Annotated in this window: 16 protein-coding genes; 10 read left to right on the forward strand and 6 right to left on the reverse strand. The window is 36.9% G+C overall.

Annotated features, from left to right (window positions below):
• Nucleotides 1-56: 56 nt before the first annotated feature.
• The 3 genes from ACT9TX_RS11545 (at nt 57) to fumC (ending at nt 6896) form a co-directional block, all read left to right on the forward strand.
• Entirely contained in the window at nt 57-3044 is a 2988-nt protein-coding gene (locus tag ACT9TX_RS11545; protein ID WP_481338446.1) for a hypothetical protein, read from the forward strand.
• A 309-nt stretch (nt 3045-3353) separates the two neighbouring features.
• Nucleotides 3354-5117, forward strand: coding sequence for a hypothetical protein (locus tag ACT9TX_RS11550; RefSeq protein WP_481338447.1), 1764 nt, complete (start codon nt 3354-3356; stop codon nt 5115-5117).
• Between the two features lie 378 nt (nt 5118-5495).
• Nucleotides 5496-6896, forward strand: coding sequence for a class II fumarate hydratase (fumC, locus tag ACT9TX_RS11555; protein ID WP_481338448.1), 1401 nt, complete (start codon nt 5496-5498; stop codon nt 6894-6896).
• 99 nt (nt 6897-6995) lie between these two features.
• Here fumC and ACT9TX_RS11560 read toward each other — a convergent pair whose 3' ends face one another.
• Complete coding sequence (locus tag ACT9TX_RS11560; RefSeq protein WP_481338449.1) at nt 6996-7490, reverse strand: hypothetical protein; 495 nt, start codon at nt 7488-7490, stop codon at nt 6996-6998.
• A 231-nt stretch (nt 7491-7721) separates the two neighbouring features.
• Between ACT9TX_RS11560 and ACT9TX_RS11565 the strand changes: the two genes are divergently transcribed.
• From ACT9TX_RS11565 to ACT9TX_RS11580, 4 genes are all read left to right on the forward strand, one after another.
• On the forward strand, nt 7722-8738 hold the full coding sequence (locus tag ACT9TX_RS11565) for a 2-hydroxyacid dehydrogenase (RefSeq protein ID WP_481338450.1): 1017 nt from the start codon (nt 7722-7724) through the stop codon (nt 8736-8738).
• A 32-nt stretch (nt 8739-8770) separates the two neighbouring features.
• Complete coding sequence (locus ACT9TX_RS11570) at nt 8771-9787, forward strand: hypothetical protein (protein ID WP_481338451.1); 1017 nt, start codon at nt 8771-8773, stop codon at nt 9785-9787.
• 220 nt (nt 9788-10007) lie between these two features.
• Entirely contained in the window at nt 10008-10382 is a 375-nt protein-coding gene (locus ACT9TX_RS11575) for a phage holin family protein (RefSeq protein ID WP_481338452.1), read from the forward strand.
• Nucleotides 10366-10716, forward strand: a complete 351-nt coding sequence (locus tag ACT9TX_RS11580; RefSeq protein WP_481338453.1) for a hypothetical protein — start codon at nt 10366-10368, stop codon at nt 10714-10716. Before ACT9TX_RS11575 ends, ACT9TX_RS11580 begins: the two co-directional genes overlap by 17 nt.
• 1 nt (nt 10717) lies before the next feature.
• Here ACT9TX_RS11580 and ACT9TX_RS11585 read toward each other — a convergent pair whose 3' ends face one another.
• Entirely contained in the window at nt 10718-11719 is a 1002-nt protein-coding gene (locus ACT9TX_RS11585) for an alpha/beta hydrolase (protein WP_481338454.1), read from the reverse strand.
• A gap of 46 nt (nt 11720-11765) precedes the next feature.
• Nucleotides 11766-12227: a methylglyoxal synthase gene (locus ACT9TX_RS11590; protein ID WP_481338455.1), complete on the reverse strand. Its 462-nt coding sequence runs from the start codon at nt 12225-12227 to the stop codon at nt 11766-11768.
• Nucleotides 12228-12336: 109 nt separating this feature from the next.
• On the opposite strand from ACT9TX_RS11590, the gene pxpB reads away from it, so the two are divergent.
• Genes pxpB through ACT9TX_RS11605 form a run of 3 tightly spaced genes read left to right on the forward strand, consistent with a single transcriptional unit; the run spans nt 12337 to nt 15960 of the window.
• Complete coding sequence (gene pxpB, locus ACT9TX_RS11595) at nt 12337-14061, forward strand: 5-oxoprolinase subunit PxpB (RefSeq protein WP_481338456.1); 1725 nt, start codon at nt 12337-12339, stop codon at nt 14059-14061.
• Complete coding sequence (locus tag ACT9TX_RS11600; RefSeq protein ID WP_481338457.1) at nt 14058-14798, forward strand: 5-oxoprolinase subunit PxpA; 741 nt, start codon at nt 14058-14060, stop codon at nt 14796-14798. The genes pxpB and ACT9TX_RS11600 overlap by 4 nt, the downstream gene beginning before the upstream one ends.
• Entirely contained in the window at nt 14779-15960 is a 1182-nt protein-coding gene (locus ACT9TX_RS11605) for an NRAMP family divalent metal transporter (protein ID WP_481338458.1), read from the forward strand. The genes ACT9TX_RS11600 and ACT9TX_RS11605 overlap by 20 nt, the downstream gene beginning before the upstream one ends.
• Nucleotides 15961-15964: 4 nt before the next feature.
• On the opposite strand, the gene ACT9TX_RS11610 is transcribed toward ACT9TX_RS11605, so the two are convergent.
• The 3 genes from ACT9TX_RS11610 to ACT9TX_RS11620 are packed head-to-tail and all read right to left on the reverse strand — an operon-like array spanning nt 15965 to nt 18265.
• Complete coding sequence (locus ACT9TX_RS11610) at nt 15965-16273, reverse strand: hypothetical protein (protein ID WP_481338459.1); 309 nt, start codon at nt 16271-16273, stop codon at nt 15965-15967.
• A 58-nt stretch (nt 16274-16331) separates the two neighbouring features.
• Nucleotides 16332-17102, reverse strand: a complete 771-nt coding sequence (locus ACT9TX_RS11615) for a TIGR02757 family protein (RefSeq protein WP_481338460.1) — start codon at nt 17100-17102, stop codon at nt 16332-16334.
• Between the two features lie 5 nt (nt 17103-17107).
• Entirely contained in the window at nt 17108-18265 is a 1158-nt protein-coding gene (locus ACT9TX_RS11620) for a cystathionine gamma-synthase (RefSeq protein WP_481338461.1), read from the reverse strand.
• Between the last annotated feature and the right edge of the window lie 140 nt (nt 18266-18405).

Below are 18405 nucleotides of genomic sequence, written 5' to 3' on the forward strand. Positions count from 1 at the left end.
AACGGTATTTCCTACAGTACTACGTTTTATATGTTGCAGCCTCAAATACCGCAATTATGAAACGTATTTTTACACTTGTCGCATTTTTTATTTTTACATTTTCTTCTTTTGCACAAATTGGTGGTGGCTGGCATTGGGCTTTTAGCACTGGTGGTAATGGACCATTATTAAAACACTTAGCCTATAAAAGTAACAGCGAAATGGTTTTTGTAGGTAGTGCGCCAACCGCTATTACATTTGGTGCTACTACCTTAACCGCACCAAATGTCTTAAGCTTTCCAGGTACAGTTAGATTTTTAGGTAAAATTTCAGCAACGGGTGAACCGACGGTGCTAAAATCTTATAGTAATCCCAACTTTAGTATTGATTGTGCAACATCAGATAGTAGTGGCAATTTCTACATAGCAGGTGCCATATCTAATACTACAACTGCCGATTTTGGTAATAGCGTTACCTACGCTGCAACAGCTAATGTGGCTTATGTGGCTAAACTAAATGCCAATGGCGATGCCCAATGGGTAAAAATATTTACACTTGGTGGTACGGGTAATGTAAGTTTACAAGTACACAGAATAGCCGTGAGTAAGCAGGGTAATATTTTTTTTGTAGGCTTTAATGCAAATTCAACAGTTTTTGGTGGTAAACACAATACATCCATTTATAAACTGGATAATGCTGGTAATACCTTGTGGTTTAAAGATGGCTTAAACACATCTATTTACAGTAATTTTCAAGAACCAAAAGCTAGCTTGAATGATAAGTTTATAGACGACAGCGAGAATGTGCATTTGCTGTCGTATAACACTACACAATCAATGGTATTTAACGGCGAAACAATAACGGCACCATTGGCTACTATTGGCGGTACCAACTATACTTTTCATATATCACTAGATGCTAACGGTAATAAGCGTTTTGCAAATGCCTATAAAGGTGGAGGTAGTGGTTTATATGTGGATAGAGCTAGCGGTAATTGTTTGATGGCTTGGGCGCAATATGAGATTAATGCAGAGCCGTTTACTAATTTACAAACCTATACATTGGGCACTAATGCCAATTATTTTTCGGGCTACGTACTTATTGCATCCAATGGTAGCACGTTATTAAAAGCTACCGAACCATTTCAATTGAATACTTTGGATATAAAATTGGTAACGCTAAAACCAGATGGCAGCTTAGCAATATTGCATACACTGGCTAGTTATGTTGCGTATAGTGTTGGTACTGATTATTTATACCCTGCAGATGCTACTAACAGAGCTGTAAGCATCATTGAAACCGATACAAACTGGAACTTGTCTAAATTTGTTTGGGGTGGAAAATCTACTCAAACAGCCGCACAATTATTAGCAGTAAAAGGTGGCGAATATGTTGTTGTGTCAGATTATGGCATTAGTTCTACAACACAATTACCTACCACGCAATTTGGTAATACCACACTTACAGGTTTTACAGCTTCTAACAACTTTAATACTACTTATACAGGCGGCTTGCGTATGGATATTGCTTTTGCAAAATGTAATAGTGCTAATTTTCCTGTGCTTGCTACTACTACTTGGTTGGGCATAAATACAAACTGGAACGATGCTGCCAATTGGAGCAATGGTGTACCAACAGCTTCTGTAAAGGCAGTGTTTAATAGCGGTGCAGCTAATTACCCAAGCACTTTTACAACACCAACTTCTGGTACATTACAGGTAAATGCTGGAGCAGTTATTACCCTACCTACTACTTTAGCTATTGTTGGTGGCATTAAAAATGAAGGTACTATTAAAATAAATAATGCGGGCTTCTTTCAAGGTTTTGGTGTTACAGAATGGAAAGGTGATGGTACGGTTGAATTTTTGGGTTCATCCGCAGCCTATTTTTTTATGAGCAAACCTTTTACCAATGCAATAATTTTAAACAGTGGCTTAACGGCTTATTACGATATGGCCATAAAAAGTATAACGTTTAACACCACATCAGGCAAGTTTGATATGGGTGGTAAAGTAATAAGTATTACAAATCCTTCAACAAGCAGTATTGTAGGTGCAAATGCCACTAATTACTTCACCAACGGCACGTTAAAAAGAGCAGTAAATACCTCTGGTACGTACGAATTTCCTGTAGGTTCAAGTAGTAATTTTCAATCAGCTACTATAACTGTAAATAATTTAGTTGGGGTAAATACCATTGCTGCTTCCTTTACCAATGGTGCTATAACTGGTACAACGCCAAATACATCATTAAATGGTGTACCTATTACTAGTGCCTTAAACGCAGGCTGGTACAGCATTACACCAAATACACAACCAACTAGTGGTACGTACAATGTTAGTTTAAATTTAAAAGCATCTACTAACAGTGTTACAGACCCTGCAAGATATACCGTTATAAAGAGAGATAATAGTACTGTAGCTTGGGCTCTGCAAGGCACTTATAATTTAGCTACAGTAAATGGTACAAATGTTACAGCAACAGTTAGTGGTTTAACATCTTTTTCAGACTTTGCAATTGGTATAGGTACAACAGTATTACCAGTAAACTTTACCAGTTTTACTGCCAAGGCAAATGTTACAACCACTCAATTAAATTGGGCTACGGCAACCGAGATAAACAACAAGGGTTTTAATGTACAACATAGTATAGATGGTATTACTTATAATAACTTAGGTTTTGTAAATGGTAATGGTAATAGCACACAAAACAACAGCTATGCATTTACCCATGCAAGCCCAAGTAATGGTAATAATTACTATCGTTTACAACAAATTGATAACGATGGTAAAACAGCGTACAGCCCTGCACAAGTGGTGAGTTTTAATAACATCCTTACTACTTTAAGTGTGTATCCAAATCCAGTAGTTTCTTCCATCAATTTTAATAAAAACTTTACCGTAGGTACAACCTTGCAAATTGTAAATAGCATTGGTCAAGTAGTTGAAAATAGTGTGTTTAATGGCAATCGTTATCAACCAAAAACACAATTGAAAGGTAGGTATCAAGTAGTAATTATAGAAGCAACTAGCAACCGTTTTACTGCTAATATCTTATTTCAATAACAGAATAGTCATCCTATGGTATAACTAAGTTTTATAGGGGTATAAAACCAGGCCCTTGCAACAGTTTGTTGCAGGGCTTTTTGTTAGATAGCCACGCTGATAAAACTGATGCAGCGGATTAAATTGGATTTTATTGCCACAGAAGTACTAAATGCTAAAGTCTTATTTTTTTAAAATAGGTATATAGGAATAATAAATCCGTTTAAATCTGCCAAATCAGCGTTTCCATCCAATCGCTTCCTACCGTGCCAACGGTATTGTACAGCCTTGTACAAACTGCATTTTTATCCCGTAAATAAAACCTCAATTATGAAGCGTAAATTATTGTATTCGGTTATAATGCTAAGCATATTTTGTACCACTCAAGCACAATTTGGCAATCTTTTAAAAAAGAAAAAAGTAGCTACCGATACTACAAAAACTACTGATAGTACCAAAGTTGCCGATACACCAAAAGCAGAAGATAATCGCTCTGAAAAGAAAGGTGGAGCCAACTTATTTACCAAATTTATTACCAAAGTAGCCAAAGTAACGGGCGGTGCTATGCAAACATCTAGCACGGATGACTTAGGCACCGTGGTTCCTACTATTTATTACCAATCAAACTTGCATCCTGGCAATTTAGGTACGGTAGAAATGGCTTTTTTTGAAGGTTGGAAAACATCTGGAAACCTTACCACTATTATGTTTACCAAAAAAGATGGTTATGGGTTTAATAAAATAAAAGGTAGTGTAATGATTGATGGTAAGCCAGCTGAATTTGTTACAATGGGTGTGTATTCATATTTCTCAAGCGATAACAATGCACCCAAAAAAGTAGAAGTAACAAGTGATAAAGGGCAGAAAGCTAGCTTTACCATTAACCCGCCAAAATATGGTGTTAAGGTGGTAGCTATTAATGGTAGTAAAGATGCCACCATTAATTTAGATCCTGCTAAAGATGTGGTGTTAGAGCTTGAAAATCCTGCTGGTTCAGAAGGTACAACTATTGCTGTTAGGCTTTTAGTAAAAACGCTTGGTTTAAGTTATTGGAGTGAGATTGGCTATTTTAAAACGGCTAATAAAATAACTATTCCTGCTGCTTATTTGCGCAACGTAAATAATACCAACGGCTCTATGACAAATTTTAAAAAGAGCTATTTTTCTGTTATAAGAACCAGCGTAGATAATGCAACTAACGTATCGGGTATTTATCCTACAGTTAACTATACCAATATTTATTTAGATGGAAAATACGCCAATATTAATCCTGATATAGAAGTGAGCAAAGGCATTGTAGCAAAGGGTTCTGATAAGTTTTCGGATGGCCCGGTTGAGTACGAATTTGCCAAGCCCAATGCGTTTAATAGCATGTCTTTCAGCAATATCAAAAATATTGGTGTGCTATCATTTGCGGTACGCGGTATTTTGTACAATTATAAAACCAGTACCAAATACAATATTGGCGGCAACTCTTACACGACAACTACTAAAGAGTTACAGTTTCCACAATTACCCGATGAAAAATGGGATTATGTTTTAGGCGAATTGTACAAGCAATTAACACAAGTGGTTACCGAAGAATTTGGTGTACCTATTTTGCCTACTGAAAAACTAACCAATACAGATGCTTACAAACGGATGGATCAGTTTTCTAAAGATGATGAAAACACCCAAGTGCTATTATCTCATGGTTATAAAGGCTTAAAAGTAATTTCAAATTTTGTGCCCGTGGCAGATCAATTTGGACCTAACAACAACATGAGTAAACTCATTACCCAAAGCGGTGCTAATGCCATATTAAAAACCACTTTAGACCTGCAAGTGGCATGGGATGGCAGCCAAGGTGTACTAGTGCCAAAACTATCAACCGAGCTGTTAGGTGTAACCAATGGCGATTTTCCTACAAAATATTTTACCTCATTAATTATTGGGAAAGGCTATAAGCTAAACGATATTAAAGCTGGCTCGCAATTAACTACTGTTATTAGAATTGAAGACCTTGTAACCCAGTTTAGAAAAGGCTTGCGAGAGCTAAAACAAAAAGAAAAAGACGCAAAAGATTACAACATCATTTGGGATAATAAACTCTAAAAATAATTCACTAAAAAAATAACACATGAAACAATTATTAGCAGTTGTATTTATTGCAACCACTTTATTTGCTTGCAAAAAAGACAATACAACATCAACTACCAATAGCGGTAGCACTACAAACGGTGGCAAAACTTTTACTTAAGCGTATTTTTAAACACATAGTAACATAGTTTTGAGTAGGTCACATAGTAATACCTATGTTTTCTTAATTCTTTACTATGTGTTTCTCTTTCGTTAATTTATATCGGCATTCATGTTATTTGTTAAATTTTCGTAACTGCAATTATCAAATTTGCGCTATCACTATTTTAATTCGTGTAATTCGCTCAATTGCGTCAAATTTGCGCCACAATTTCAAACTATAAATTCTAAACAATGGATTACCGTATTGAGAAAGATACCATGGGCGAGGTAAAAGTACCTGCTGATGTGTTGTGGGGCGCACAAACCCAACGCAGTATTGAGAATTTTAAAATTGCACAAGACACCAACAAAATGCCTAAAGAAATCATTAAGGCATTTGCTTACTTGAAAAAAGCAGCTGCACTTACTAATTTAGATGCTGGCGTTTTATCTCAAGAAAAGTCTGATTTAATTGGTCAAGTTTGTGATGAAATTTTAGAAGGTAAATTAGATGCGTATTTTCCATTGGTAGTATGGCAAACTGGTAGCGGTACACAAAGCAATATGAACGTAAATGAAGTAGTTGCTTACCGTGCACACCTTATTAAAGGCGGTGCTTTAACTGATAAAGAGAAATTTATTCATCCAAATGATGATGTAAATAAATCTCAATCTAGTAACGATACATTTCCTACAGCTATGCACATTGCTGCTTACAAAATATTAACCGAAGTAACCATTCCTGGTATTGAAAAACTGCGTGACACCTTGCAAGCCAAAAGCAAGCAATATATGCATGTGGTAAAAATTGGTCGTACACACTTTATGGATGCAACACCATTAACTGTGGGGCAAGAATTAAGTGGTTATGTAAGCCAATTAAACCATGGTTTAAAAGCGATAAAAAATACCCTTGAGCATTTAAGCGAATTAGCTTTAGGTGGTACAGCAGTAGGCACAGGTATCAATACACCAAAGGGTTACAGCGAAAATGTAGCTAAGCATATTGCTACGTTAACAGGCTTGCCTTTCATTACCGCTGAAAATAAATTTGAAGCATTAGCGGCACACGATGCTATTGTAGAAAGTCATGGTGCATTAAAAACTGTAGCTGTAAGTTTAATGAAAATAGCCAACGATATTCGTATGCTATCAAGCGGACCGAGAAGCGGTATTGGCGAATTGTTTATTCCAGATAATGAGCCAGGCAGTTCTATTATGCCAGGTAAAGTAAACCCTACACAGTGTGAAGCCTTAACTATGATTGCAGCGCAAGTAATGGGTAACGATGTGGCTATAAATATTGGTGGTAGCATGGGGCATTTTGAGTTGAATGTATTTAAGCCAATGATGATTTACAACTTCTTGCATAGTGCCAGATTAATAGGTGAAGGTTGTGTATCATTCAACGATAAATGTGCGGTAGGTATAGAACCATTAGAAGCTAATATTAAAAAACACGTAGACAATAGCTTGATGTTAGTGACTGCTTTAAATACCAAAATTGGTTATTACAAAGCGGCCGAAATAGCACAAACCGCCCATAAAAATCATAGCACTTTAAAAGAAACAGCTGTGAAATTGGGTTACTTAACCCCAGAAGAATTTGATGCTTGGGTAGTTCCAGTAGAAATGGTGGGTGAATTGAAATAATTGCTTAAATCCATAAGGTTTGTAAATCAAAGCCGTTCTGAAAAGAGCGGCTTTTTTGTTATATTGTTGTGTCAACTACCGTTCATTACTGACTATTCATCACTTCTCGTACTTAGCTATCCATTCAGCAAATTGCGTGGTAATAATTTGGTCGATATTGGTTTTATCAGCGCCATCCCAATATAACTGATGGTCACATTCTGCAAGGTCTACTTTGGCAAAATATAATAGGTAAAAAGGCATGTACAACTCGTCGTACTGCATATCTATACAAATATCTTTTAGCGCTCTTAATGCTTTAAAGTAGCTATTGGTTTTGTAAATAGCATTGGTAACTATAAAGTACACGTACTTTTTTATAACCACAGATTTATTAGCGTAAGATAAATTAAAATCTTGCAACACTTTATTGGTAAGGTCTTGCAAGGTTTGTTGATTGTATGGTTTTGAGGTAGCTGCTAGCGTGTACAGGTTTTCAGAATTAAAACCAGCTTCTATCATATCAATAGCCCAGTCTACCCAACTTTCATCAAAGTCGCAATTAAAGACTTTGTTTTTTAAAATTTGATGGGTAGATAGTACGAGTTCTTTCATAAATACAAAGTAGCTACGTTGTAGTTTGGGTTACGTTGTTGTGGTCAAATGTCAGTAGCATTTATTTATGGGCTACTTAATTTTTTCTACGTGTTGTGTACAATTAAATGTGCCTATCACTTGTTAGAAATAATGATAGAAATTTGGCTAATGGCAATGTGGTGTATTAAATATAAATAACCCTGTTTGAATAAGGTGCTTGGCAATTAACTTTACCAATAAATAAATTTCATGACTCAGTCCGGTACTACCAATATCACTTTCTTTTCTACACAGCCATACGATAAGCAGTTTTTTACCAAATGCAACGAACATTTTGGCTACCAATTAAATTTTCTTGAAACTAGGTTAGATGCTACTACTGCCAGCTTAGTAGAAGAAGGGGCAGTTGTTTGTGCTTTTGTAAATGATAAAATTGATGCACCGGTTGTAAAACTTCTGGCGGCTAAGGAGGTAGGTATTATTGCATTACGTTGTGCTGGTTTTAATAATGTAGATGTAGAAGCTTGTAAGCAACACAACATTAAAGTATGTCGTGTACCGGCTTACTCACCCGAGGCTGTGGCCGAACACGCTTTGGCAATGATATTGACACTAAATCGAAAAACGCACAAGGCCTACAACCGTGTAAGAGAGCAAAATTTTTCACTGAATGGTTTATTGGGTTTCAACTTGCATGGTAAAACTGTAGGTGTAGTGGGTACAGGTAATATTGGTAAAGCATTTTGTAACATTATGCTAGGTCTTGGCTGTAAAGTGATGGCTTTTGACATTATTGCCAATAAAGATTTAGAGGCTATAGGTGTTACTTATCACCCATTATTAGATATTTATAAAGCAGCAGATATTATTTCCTTGCACTGCCCACTAAGCGATCAAACAAGGCATTTAATTAATGCAGATGTATTGCCCTTTTTTAAGCAAGGTGTAATGCTAATAAATACCAGCCGTGGCGCATTGATAGATACGAATGATGTAATTGATGCACTTAAAAGTGGTAAGATTGGTTACCTAGGTATAGATGTGTATGAGCAGGAAGAAAAATTGTTTTTTAGAGATTTGAGCGAGAAGATAATTGCTGATGATACGATACAAAGGCTAATGAGTTTTCCCAATGTGCTAGTAACCGCTCACCAAGCTTTTTTTACCCAAGAGGCTTTAACGCAGATTGCCGAAATTACCTTAACAAATATCTTTGAACTAAATGCTAAGAAAATATTAACGCACAAGGCAGCAATGTTAGACTAGTCTTTATCATATATTCGTGTAAGCAAACATTTATGAGCAAGTACTTCAACAAAACAATTTTTCTTCTTTTTTGCGGCGCAATGCTGATGCTTGCGTGTTCTAAAGAAACTAGCTTTGAGTTAGGCTTAGGCTTAGCCAATCCATCTTCAGGTACACTTAAAGATAGTTCTGGCAATTGCCAATCTTTTAGTATTAATGGTAGTTATGTGGTAGATTCTACACTTACTGATAGTAATTACATTGTAGTTACTGCAACCATTACCAAAGGCGGTACTTACAAAATTTATTCCGATACAGCTAATGGTTACTGGTTTAAAGACAGCTCATACATTTTAACGCCAGGTACGCAAACTTTTAAACTAAAAGGTTATGGTAAGCCAATATTGCCATTAACATCAGTATTTACTATTTACTACAATACCTCGTATTGCCTAGTAAGTGTTACGGCTACAGGCACACCTACAAGTGGTGGTGGTACGGTTACATCGCCTTCTGGTGATTATTTTCCTACAACTGTAGGTAGTAACTGGACGTATTATGACTTAACAGGCGATTCGGTAAAAGTAGCTTGTAGCAACTTTACAGCAACCATTGCTAGCAAAACCTACAAATTATTTATATCCGACCAAGGGGATACTTCTGTTTATAGAAAGGATAGTTTACGTGGTGAATATTATACTTATGGCACATTTGCTGGCGATTCTCGCTTAATTGAGTATAAATTTTTAGATGATAAAGTGGCTTTAAATAGTTTTTGGGAAACAGATACCTTAACTACTAGTTTATTCCTAGGTGTGCCATCCACTTACAAAATACGATTTACTATTGATACAAAGAACACGCGATACACCATTAATGGCAATGTACTAGACAGTGTAATAAAAGTAAAACAAGAAGTATTAGGACAGGTTTCACCTGGCTTGTTTACTATTTTGCCTACGGGTACAAGCTATTCTTATTATGCTAAAAAAATAGGCTTGGTTTGGTTAGATTTTCCTAATTACGCACCCCCAGAAGCACTTAAAATTAAATACTGGAAGATTTATTAGTTCTCTTCAAATAACGCTACTAGCAAAAAAGCACTCAGTTTGTGAGTGCTTTTTTTATGAATAGCTAGTATTGATACTTCGGGTGGCTCACTCTCTTGTACGTTCTTATCGTTATGCAGCAATTTGAAAGTCCATTACATCTTAACCAACGAATAAATAATCTTGGCGAGGTTATTGCCTACATAATAAAGTTGTATAACAAATGCAATAACTTTAACCAATGCAAGAAGAACAAGAAACCTCTTTTTTTAAAGAAAGCCGACAGCAGCTTGAACAGTATGTGCAAGACAGAGTGCTATTACTAAAACTGCAAATGGTAGAGAAAGTATCGCAGTTAATAGCATTGCTATTTACAGGTTTAACGCTAGCGCTACTTGCTTTTTTCATCTTACTCTTTGTAAGCATTATGGCAGGCTATTATTTTGCCAATATCACAGGCAGTTTATACATCGGCTTTGGTATTGTAGCCATGTTCTACATTATACTATTTGTACTGATAGTTTCGCTGCGCAAAAAAGTGATAGAGAAGCATATCATTGATGCGGTAATTAAAATATTCATGGATAAAAGTGCAAGTGATGACGACGACGAATAAAACCAATACAGTACAATCGCTTAGCGAGTTACAAGCAGAAATTAAACTTGTAAGAAGCCGTGTAAAAACACGAGAAGCCGACCTTGAAAAACGCTGGGATAAACTACCTGAAGAATCGCTGAAAGCAGCCATGGGTGCAGTACTGCCTGCGTTTATTAACGATAAAATTGCAGGGGGTACTTGGCAAATAGTACGAGCCATTGGTAGCTTTATATTCAGTAAACATAAAGAAGGTGGAGCACAACCTTATTGGAAAGAGTTGTTGGCTTCTTCTGCACAGAAATTTGGGTTATCTGCTGTTTTAAAACTAGTATTAGGCTTTGTAAAAAGATAACTTACTGCAGTGGTTGTAGCTTTAAAACCTCTTTCATAAATTTTTCAGTTTCTAGTATTACACCTGCTACATCTTTAGATTTAATGGGTGAGCCAAGCACATGATTTTCTGTGTTAGGCATTGCAACAGCTCTTTTTAAATCTGCAGGTGTACCTAATGCAGCCATCATTTCTTTTATGGCAGATACTTTTACAACTGGGTCTTGGTGTTCTTCATCTTTGTAATAGTAAAGTGCCAATGTAGGTTGCTTTACGGCTTTAAATGTGGCATCTGTCATCGTTGTTTCAAGCAATTCTTCTAATGCTACTGCGGCCTCTAAACGATAGGGAGAATTCCAATATTTTAAGTATTCAGTAGTGGTGTCAGCAGGTACTATGTAGTTGCCTTTCTTTACTTTTCTAGCAATTTGTAAGCCCCAAGGATTGTTCAACAACCATGCTTTTGAATCGTTGATGGCTACATTGGGTGAGTATAAAATTAAACCTGCCACATCATCAGGAAACATAGCGGCAAGTTTAAGTGCCAACGTGCCACCAGTAGAAGTACTCATCAGGATTACTTTTTTACCCAATTGCTTACCAATAGCTAAGGCCTCTTTACCGCTTTGCCAATAATTATCAGCCGTTAAGTTGATGAGTTGCTCTGTCGTATCTATACCGTGTTCTGCTAAACGGCTTAAGTATAAATTGCAGCCAAATTCTTTGGCAATAGTTCTATGTGCAGGATTACCTTCTTCTTGACAAGCACTAAAGCCATGCAGATACACAATAGCGTATTCTGTGGGTTGTCTTAAACTATCTTTCCAAACAATTCTTGCTTCGTTGTTCGGTTTTACTTTGTGTTGTGCTTCTATATTATCTACATAGTTGTCAATGCCTGAGGCACTTGATGGTACAGATGGTAAATGTGTATCGTAGTTTGGTGTTGCAGGATGTGGCCCAAGCATGTATACGATAATTCCAGTAGCTGCAAGTGTTAGCAATATTTTCATCCACCATTTCATACTATGTCGTTTTAAGAGTTAAGCAATCGTTAGTTGTACAGCGCTATTATTTGCTATTAATATTTCTTTTTAGGTAGCTGTTATAATCTGGAATAATGGCTTCATATTCTTCATGCATAAAAGGCGAAGTCATTATAAAGTCGGCTGTTGAGCGGTCGCAAGCCATAGGAATATTCCATACAGCACATAAGCGTAGCAAGGCTTTTACGTCAGTATCATGCGGTTGCGCTTCCATAGGATCCCAAAAAAATATCACAATATCAATATCTCCTGTGGCTATTAAACTACCTATTTGTTGGTCACCACCTAGAGGGCCACTTAAAAACTTTTTTACAGGTCTGTCCAAAGCTTCTTCTACCATTTTACCTGTTGTGCCTGTGGCAAATAATTCGTGACGAGCAAGTACATGTTTATTAAAAATGGCCCATTGGCTCATTTCTTCTTTCTTATGGTCGTGGGCAATTAAAGCAATGCGTTTGCGAGCACTTAGTTTTTTGGTAACAGACATGGTACAATTTTGTGGTGCTAAATATACGTTTTAATTAACGCCCTAAAAGTGCAGTAATAAAATTTGCCCTGCAAATGCAACTATTCATTAAATTACATGCTACTATATTTTGAAACCCACTTACCATATTTATCCTTTGGGCGAAACCGCTGTTACCATTGCTTTTGAAGCTATTATCAGTGAGCCTATAAACGATTTGGTAATTGCACTATACACGCATTTACAGTTGCAGCCAATTACTGGTGTAAAAGATGTAATACCAGCTTATCATACTTTAACATTTGTATTTGACAGCAGTTTATTAAAGCAAGCAAATGATGTGTTTGAATGGATGACACAACAAGCTGATGTTGCAATTGCTAGCTGCAATTGGCAGCAAACAATAGAACATGAAGTAGTAGAAATACCTGTTTGTTACGATACTGCTTTTGGGCTAGATATTGTAGCAATGGCTGCTGATAAAGGCATCTCGATGGATGAATTAATTCAAAGACATATTGCACGACAATACCGTATTTATTGCATCGGTTTTTTACCCGGCTTTGCGTATATGGGTAATGTAGATGATGTGCTTGCAACACCTCGTAGACAAGCACCAAGAACTGTTGTAAAAGCTGGATCGGTGGGCATTGCAGGTGTGCAAACAGGTGTGTATCCACTACAATCGCCTGCAGGATGGAATATTATTGGTGAGACACCGCTGCAATTATTTGATGCTAATAGAGCAGAACCTGTTTTGCTTAAAATGGGCAATATGGTACAGTTTAAGCCCATAAGTTTATCTGATTTTTTGCTAGAAAAGAATAAACCTAACGAAGTAAAGACATCCACAACGGCAAAATCAAATGGTATTACTATTATAAAACAAGGTATTGCGGATTCAATACAAGATTTAGGACGTTTTGGCTACCAACAATTTGGTATTAACCCCACAGGTGCTATGGATGTGGTGGCAGCAAAAGTGGCAAACTTTTTAGTAGGTAATGCAGCTACAGAAGCTGTATTTGAATTGCATTTTCCTGCTTCAGTTTTTCAGTTTAATGAAGATGTATTGATAGCATTGAGTGGTGCAGATTTTAGTGCAACCATTAATGACGAAGCTATACCTATTAATACACCAATAATTATTGCTGCTAATAGTATTCTTAAATTTACGAAGCTCGTTTCTGGTACAAGATGCTATTTGGCAGTAAGCGGTGGATTAGCCATTGAAAAATGGTTGAGCAGCTACAGCACACATTTAAAAGCCAATGCTGGCGGCTATTGTGGCCGTTTGTTACAAAAAGGTGATGTTATTGGTGTTGCCAATAATTTACAGCTTAAGGTTCATTTGCAAGAAAAAACACTAGCAATACTACAATGGCAGGCTGATGTAGCCGAGTTGTATAAAGATGCTAACCATATTCAAATAATAGCTGGCAACGAATATTCTCTTTTAACCGAAGCATCAGCAGACTTGTTAACCGCAAGCAGCTTTGTAATTACTGCTAAAAGCGATAGAATGGGCTATCAGTTACATGGTATACCGCTACAATTAAATCAACCTTTATCGCTTATTTCTACTGCTGTAACTAGAGGTACAGTACAGCTATTGCCTAATGGCGAATTGATTGTGTTAATGGCAGACCATCAAACCATCGGTGGTTACCCAAGAGTGGCGCAAGTAGCACAAATGGCTATACCTAAGCTAGCCCAATTACAAGCGCATCAGCGTATCAATTTTACTATTATTTCTCAGCAACAAGCCGTTGCGCTACTACAAATACAACAGCAGTATTTGTTACATATACAAAATGCTTGTATCTTTAAATTGAAAGAATTTTTAGCAACATGATGTCTGTAGACCTTAACTGCGATTTGGGTGAGGGGTTTTTAAACGATGAATTTCTGTATCCTTATATCAGTAGCGCCAATATTGCTTGTGGCTACCATGCTGGAGATTTAGATACTATCACAAAATCTATTGAATATTGTTTGGCACATAATGTGGCTATTGGTGCGCATCCTGGCTTTAACGACAAGCAAAATTTTGGTAGAACTGAAATACAATTATCTGCTGAGCGCTTACAAGATTTGGTAATGCACGAAATATTGGTGGTACGTTTTTCAGCCATGAAAATGGGGGCAAAATTGCATCATGTAAAACTACATGGGGCTATGTATAACATGGCTGCAAGAGACAAGGCTATGGCACTAACTGTAGCCGATGCAATACATAGGGTAGACCCTAATTTGATTGTTTACGGCCTTAGTGGTAGTTACTTAATAAGCGAGGCAAAGGCACTAGGCTTGCAAACTTGTAGTGAGGTGTATGCTGATAGAACCTATCAACCCGATGGTAGCTTAACACCAAGAACTCAACCAAATGCATTAATCATTTCAACGGAAGACTCTATTGCGCAAGTATTGCAAATGGTACAAAAACAAACAGTTACTTGTATAGATGGTACCGTTATTCCTTTAGTGGCAGAAACCATTTGCTTGCATGGTGATGGCGAACATGCTGTAACATTTGCAAAGCAAATTCACCAAACTTTAAAACAACACAACATTGACATTAAAGCCCAATAAATCATCTGCCATTTTAGGGGCTGCTTTTTTAATGGCTACCTCTGCCATTGGTCCTGGATTTTTAACCCAAACAACTGTATTTACTCAGCAACTTGCAGCGAGTTTTGGCTTTGTAATTCTATTGTCTATTTTGCTAGATATTGGTGCGCAACTCAATATTTGGCGTGTTATTACTATCAGCGAATTACGAGCACAAGATTTGGCTAACACAATACTACCTGGTTTGGGCTATTTTCTTGCTTCATTAATTGTGTTAGGTGGCTTAGCATTTAACATTGGTAATATTGCTGGTAGTGGTTTAGGGGTAAATGTGTTAACTGGCCTTGATACAAAATATGGCGCCATTATAAGTTGTGGCTTAGCATTGTTTATCTTTTGGATGAAGGAAGCAGGTAAGCTATTAGATGCGTTTACGAAAATTTTGGGCTTGTTAATGATAGTATTAACAATGTATGTTGCTATCAGTTCTCACCCACCAATTGGTGATGCTGTTGTACATAGTTTTTTACCCAAAACTATTAATGTACAAACCATTGTAACGCTTGTAGGCGGTACAGTTGGTGGCTATATTAGTTTTTCTGGTGCACATAGATTATTAGATGCAGATGTGAAGGGCTTACAAAGTATTCAGGCTGTAAATAAGAGTGCTGTGAGTGGTATTATTATTACAGGTATTATGCGTACGGTTTTATTTTTAGCAGCCTTAGGTGTGGTAACTAGCAGTGCAGTTATTGATACTGCTAATCCTTCAGCATCAGTGTTTAAAATAGCAGCAGGTAATGTGGGCTATCGTTTTTTTGGTGTAGTAATGTGGAGCGCTGCTATTACATCAGTAGTTGGTGCAGCATATACATCTGTATCATTTTTAAAAACATTTCATCCTTTTTTTGAACGTAATGAAAGAGCTTTAATTAGCGGGTTTATCATTTTCTCAACACTAGTATTTGTGGTAGTCGGTAAACCAGTACAATTATTGGTAATGGCTGGTGCGTTAAATGGTTTAATATTACCTGTGGCGCTTGCGGTAATTTTGGTAGCGGCTAGAAATAAAACCTTGCTTAAAAACTATGTACATCCATTATGGATGCAATTGGTTGGTTGGCTTGTAGTGCTTGCTATGACAGTGCTTTGCGTAATTACTATTTACAATTGGTTACGCTAGCAAGCTACCATTTGTCTTCATCTGCTATGTTTTCGTTGGGCTGTTTGTATTGTTGTCTGCTAATGACTTTTTCCGATTGTCGCTTTATAATAGCATCTGCTATTATTTCACCTGCACTATTGCTAGATGACAACGCCAATAGTTGTTTAATGGTATTTTCTTGTACGTCAATTCTGTATAATAAAAATACCAATTTTTCAAAGTCGGTGTTTATAAGTTGATTGACATACGCTGCCAATTCTTGCCTGAAATTATCAGTAAGTGCTAAACCCGTTTCTTTCTCTAAATCTTGTTGTAATCTTTCTTCAATCATCAATAATTATATTTTAATCATAGTGAATCATTCCAATCATTTTAATCAGCGGTTGCGGTTAAAATTTCTCCATCACACCAAGACCAAATAGCGCAAAGTCATATTTAACAGGGTCTTCAGCATCAAGTGTGCGCAGGTAACTTGTTAATTCTAAAGCTGCTTGCCAGTCAGCAAATTGCCTGTCTAATAGTTGAAAACGCTTTGCTACTCTTGCTACGTGCAAGTCTATTGGGCAAATGAGTTGCGAAGGTTTAATGCTTTTCCATACACCAAAATCTACACCAGCATTATCACTGCGAACCATCCAACGTAAATACATATTTAGTCGCTTGCAAGAGGATTGCTTGTAAGGTGTTGCAATGTGCTTTTTTGTGCGAGGTGGAAAATCTTCCAATGAAAAAAAGTATTGGTGAAAGCCAATTAAACCTTGTTCAATAGTGGCATCGTTTGGCGATAACCACTTTGTAAAAGCCGTTTCAAGCGATGTGTGTTGCTGATAGTGAAACTGCAAAAAATGAATGAAATACAGTAAGTCGGTAGTGTTAAATGTTCTATGTTTAAATGCCAATAATTTCTTTAGGTCATGTGGTTGATGATTCACAATAAAATCATGTGGCGCATCATCCATTAACTGCAATAGCTCATTGGTTTTATTAATGATAGTAGTACGAATACCCCAAGCAAATATGGCTGCAAAAAAGCCAGCAATTTCAATGTCTTGCAGTTTAGTAAAACGATGTGGTACACAAATGGGATCGTCTTTGATAAAAGCGGGCTGATTGTATTGGGCAACTTTTGAGTTAAAGAAATCGGTAAGATTGTCTGCCATAATTATTATCCAATCGCTTGGTTCAAATCATCAATCAAATCATCCGCATCTTCTATACCTACACTTAATCGTATTAGCGCATCACTCAAGCCATTTTTTAAGCGCTCTTCTCTTGGTATAGAAGCATGTGTCATAGAAGCAGGATGATTGATTAACGACTCAACACCACCAAGGCTTTCAGCTAATGAGAATAGTTTGGTACTCATCAATACACGTTTAGTTTCTGCATCGCTTGTATCTTTTAATTCAAAGCTCATCATGCCACCAAAGTCACGCATTTGTTGCTTCGCTATGGCATAGTTAGGATGATCTGTAAAGCCGCACCACCACACTTTACCCACTTTAGGATGGTTGTGTAAAAACTCGGCAACTTTTCTACCATTTTCGCAATGTCGCTGCATACGTACGTGCAAGGTTTTAATACCGCGTAAAACCAAGAAGCAATCCATAGGGCCTGGTACTGCACCTGTACTTTTTTGTATAAAAAACAATTGGTCTCTTAGGCCTTCATCATTCATCATCAAACAGCCTTGTATCACATCACTATGACCACCTAAATATTTTGTAGCTGAATGCATTACAATGTCTGCACCAAGGTCTAGTGGATTTTGTAAGTAAGGTGAAGCAAACGTATTATCTACACATAGCAAGGCTTTGGCGCTTTTAGCAATAGTTGCTACAGCAGCAATGTCTGTAATATTCATCAATGGATTGGTAGGGGTTTCAATCCAAATCAGTTTTGTTTTTGTAGTTATTGCTGCTTCAATATTTTTCGTATCAGTAGTATCAACAAAAATAAATTTGATGCCAAATTTTTCAAACACTTTGGTAAACAAACGATACGTACCACCATACATATCATTGGCAGCAATTACTTCATCACCCGGTGCTAATAGTTTAATAACCGCATCTGTAGCAGCAACACCACTACTAAAAGCTAGGCCGTATTTGCCATTTTCTATAGCAGCATAAGCAGTTTCAAGTGCAGCACGTGTAGGGTTACCTGCTCTTGAATAGTCGTAGCCTTTGTGCTCATTAGGTGCTTCTTGTACAAACGTTGATGTTTGGTAGATAGGCGTCATAATTGCACCCGTTGTTGGGTCAGGTTCTGCACCTGCATGTATAAATTTTGTGCCTATGCCTATAGATGTATGTTCGCTCATTGTATTTAATATTTTATCGCTTAAACGAAATTAAGGTTTTCATATTTACTACCTCTTTAGGGCTCAGGGCAAACGCATCTAAATTTCTTTAAAGAGTATATTTTCTAAGAACTTATCGTTTAATATACACATCATCCTTT

The organism is Parasediminibacterium sp. HNIBRBA5674 (genome assembly GCF_056745525.1).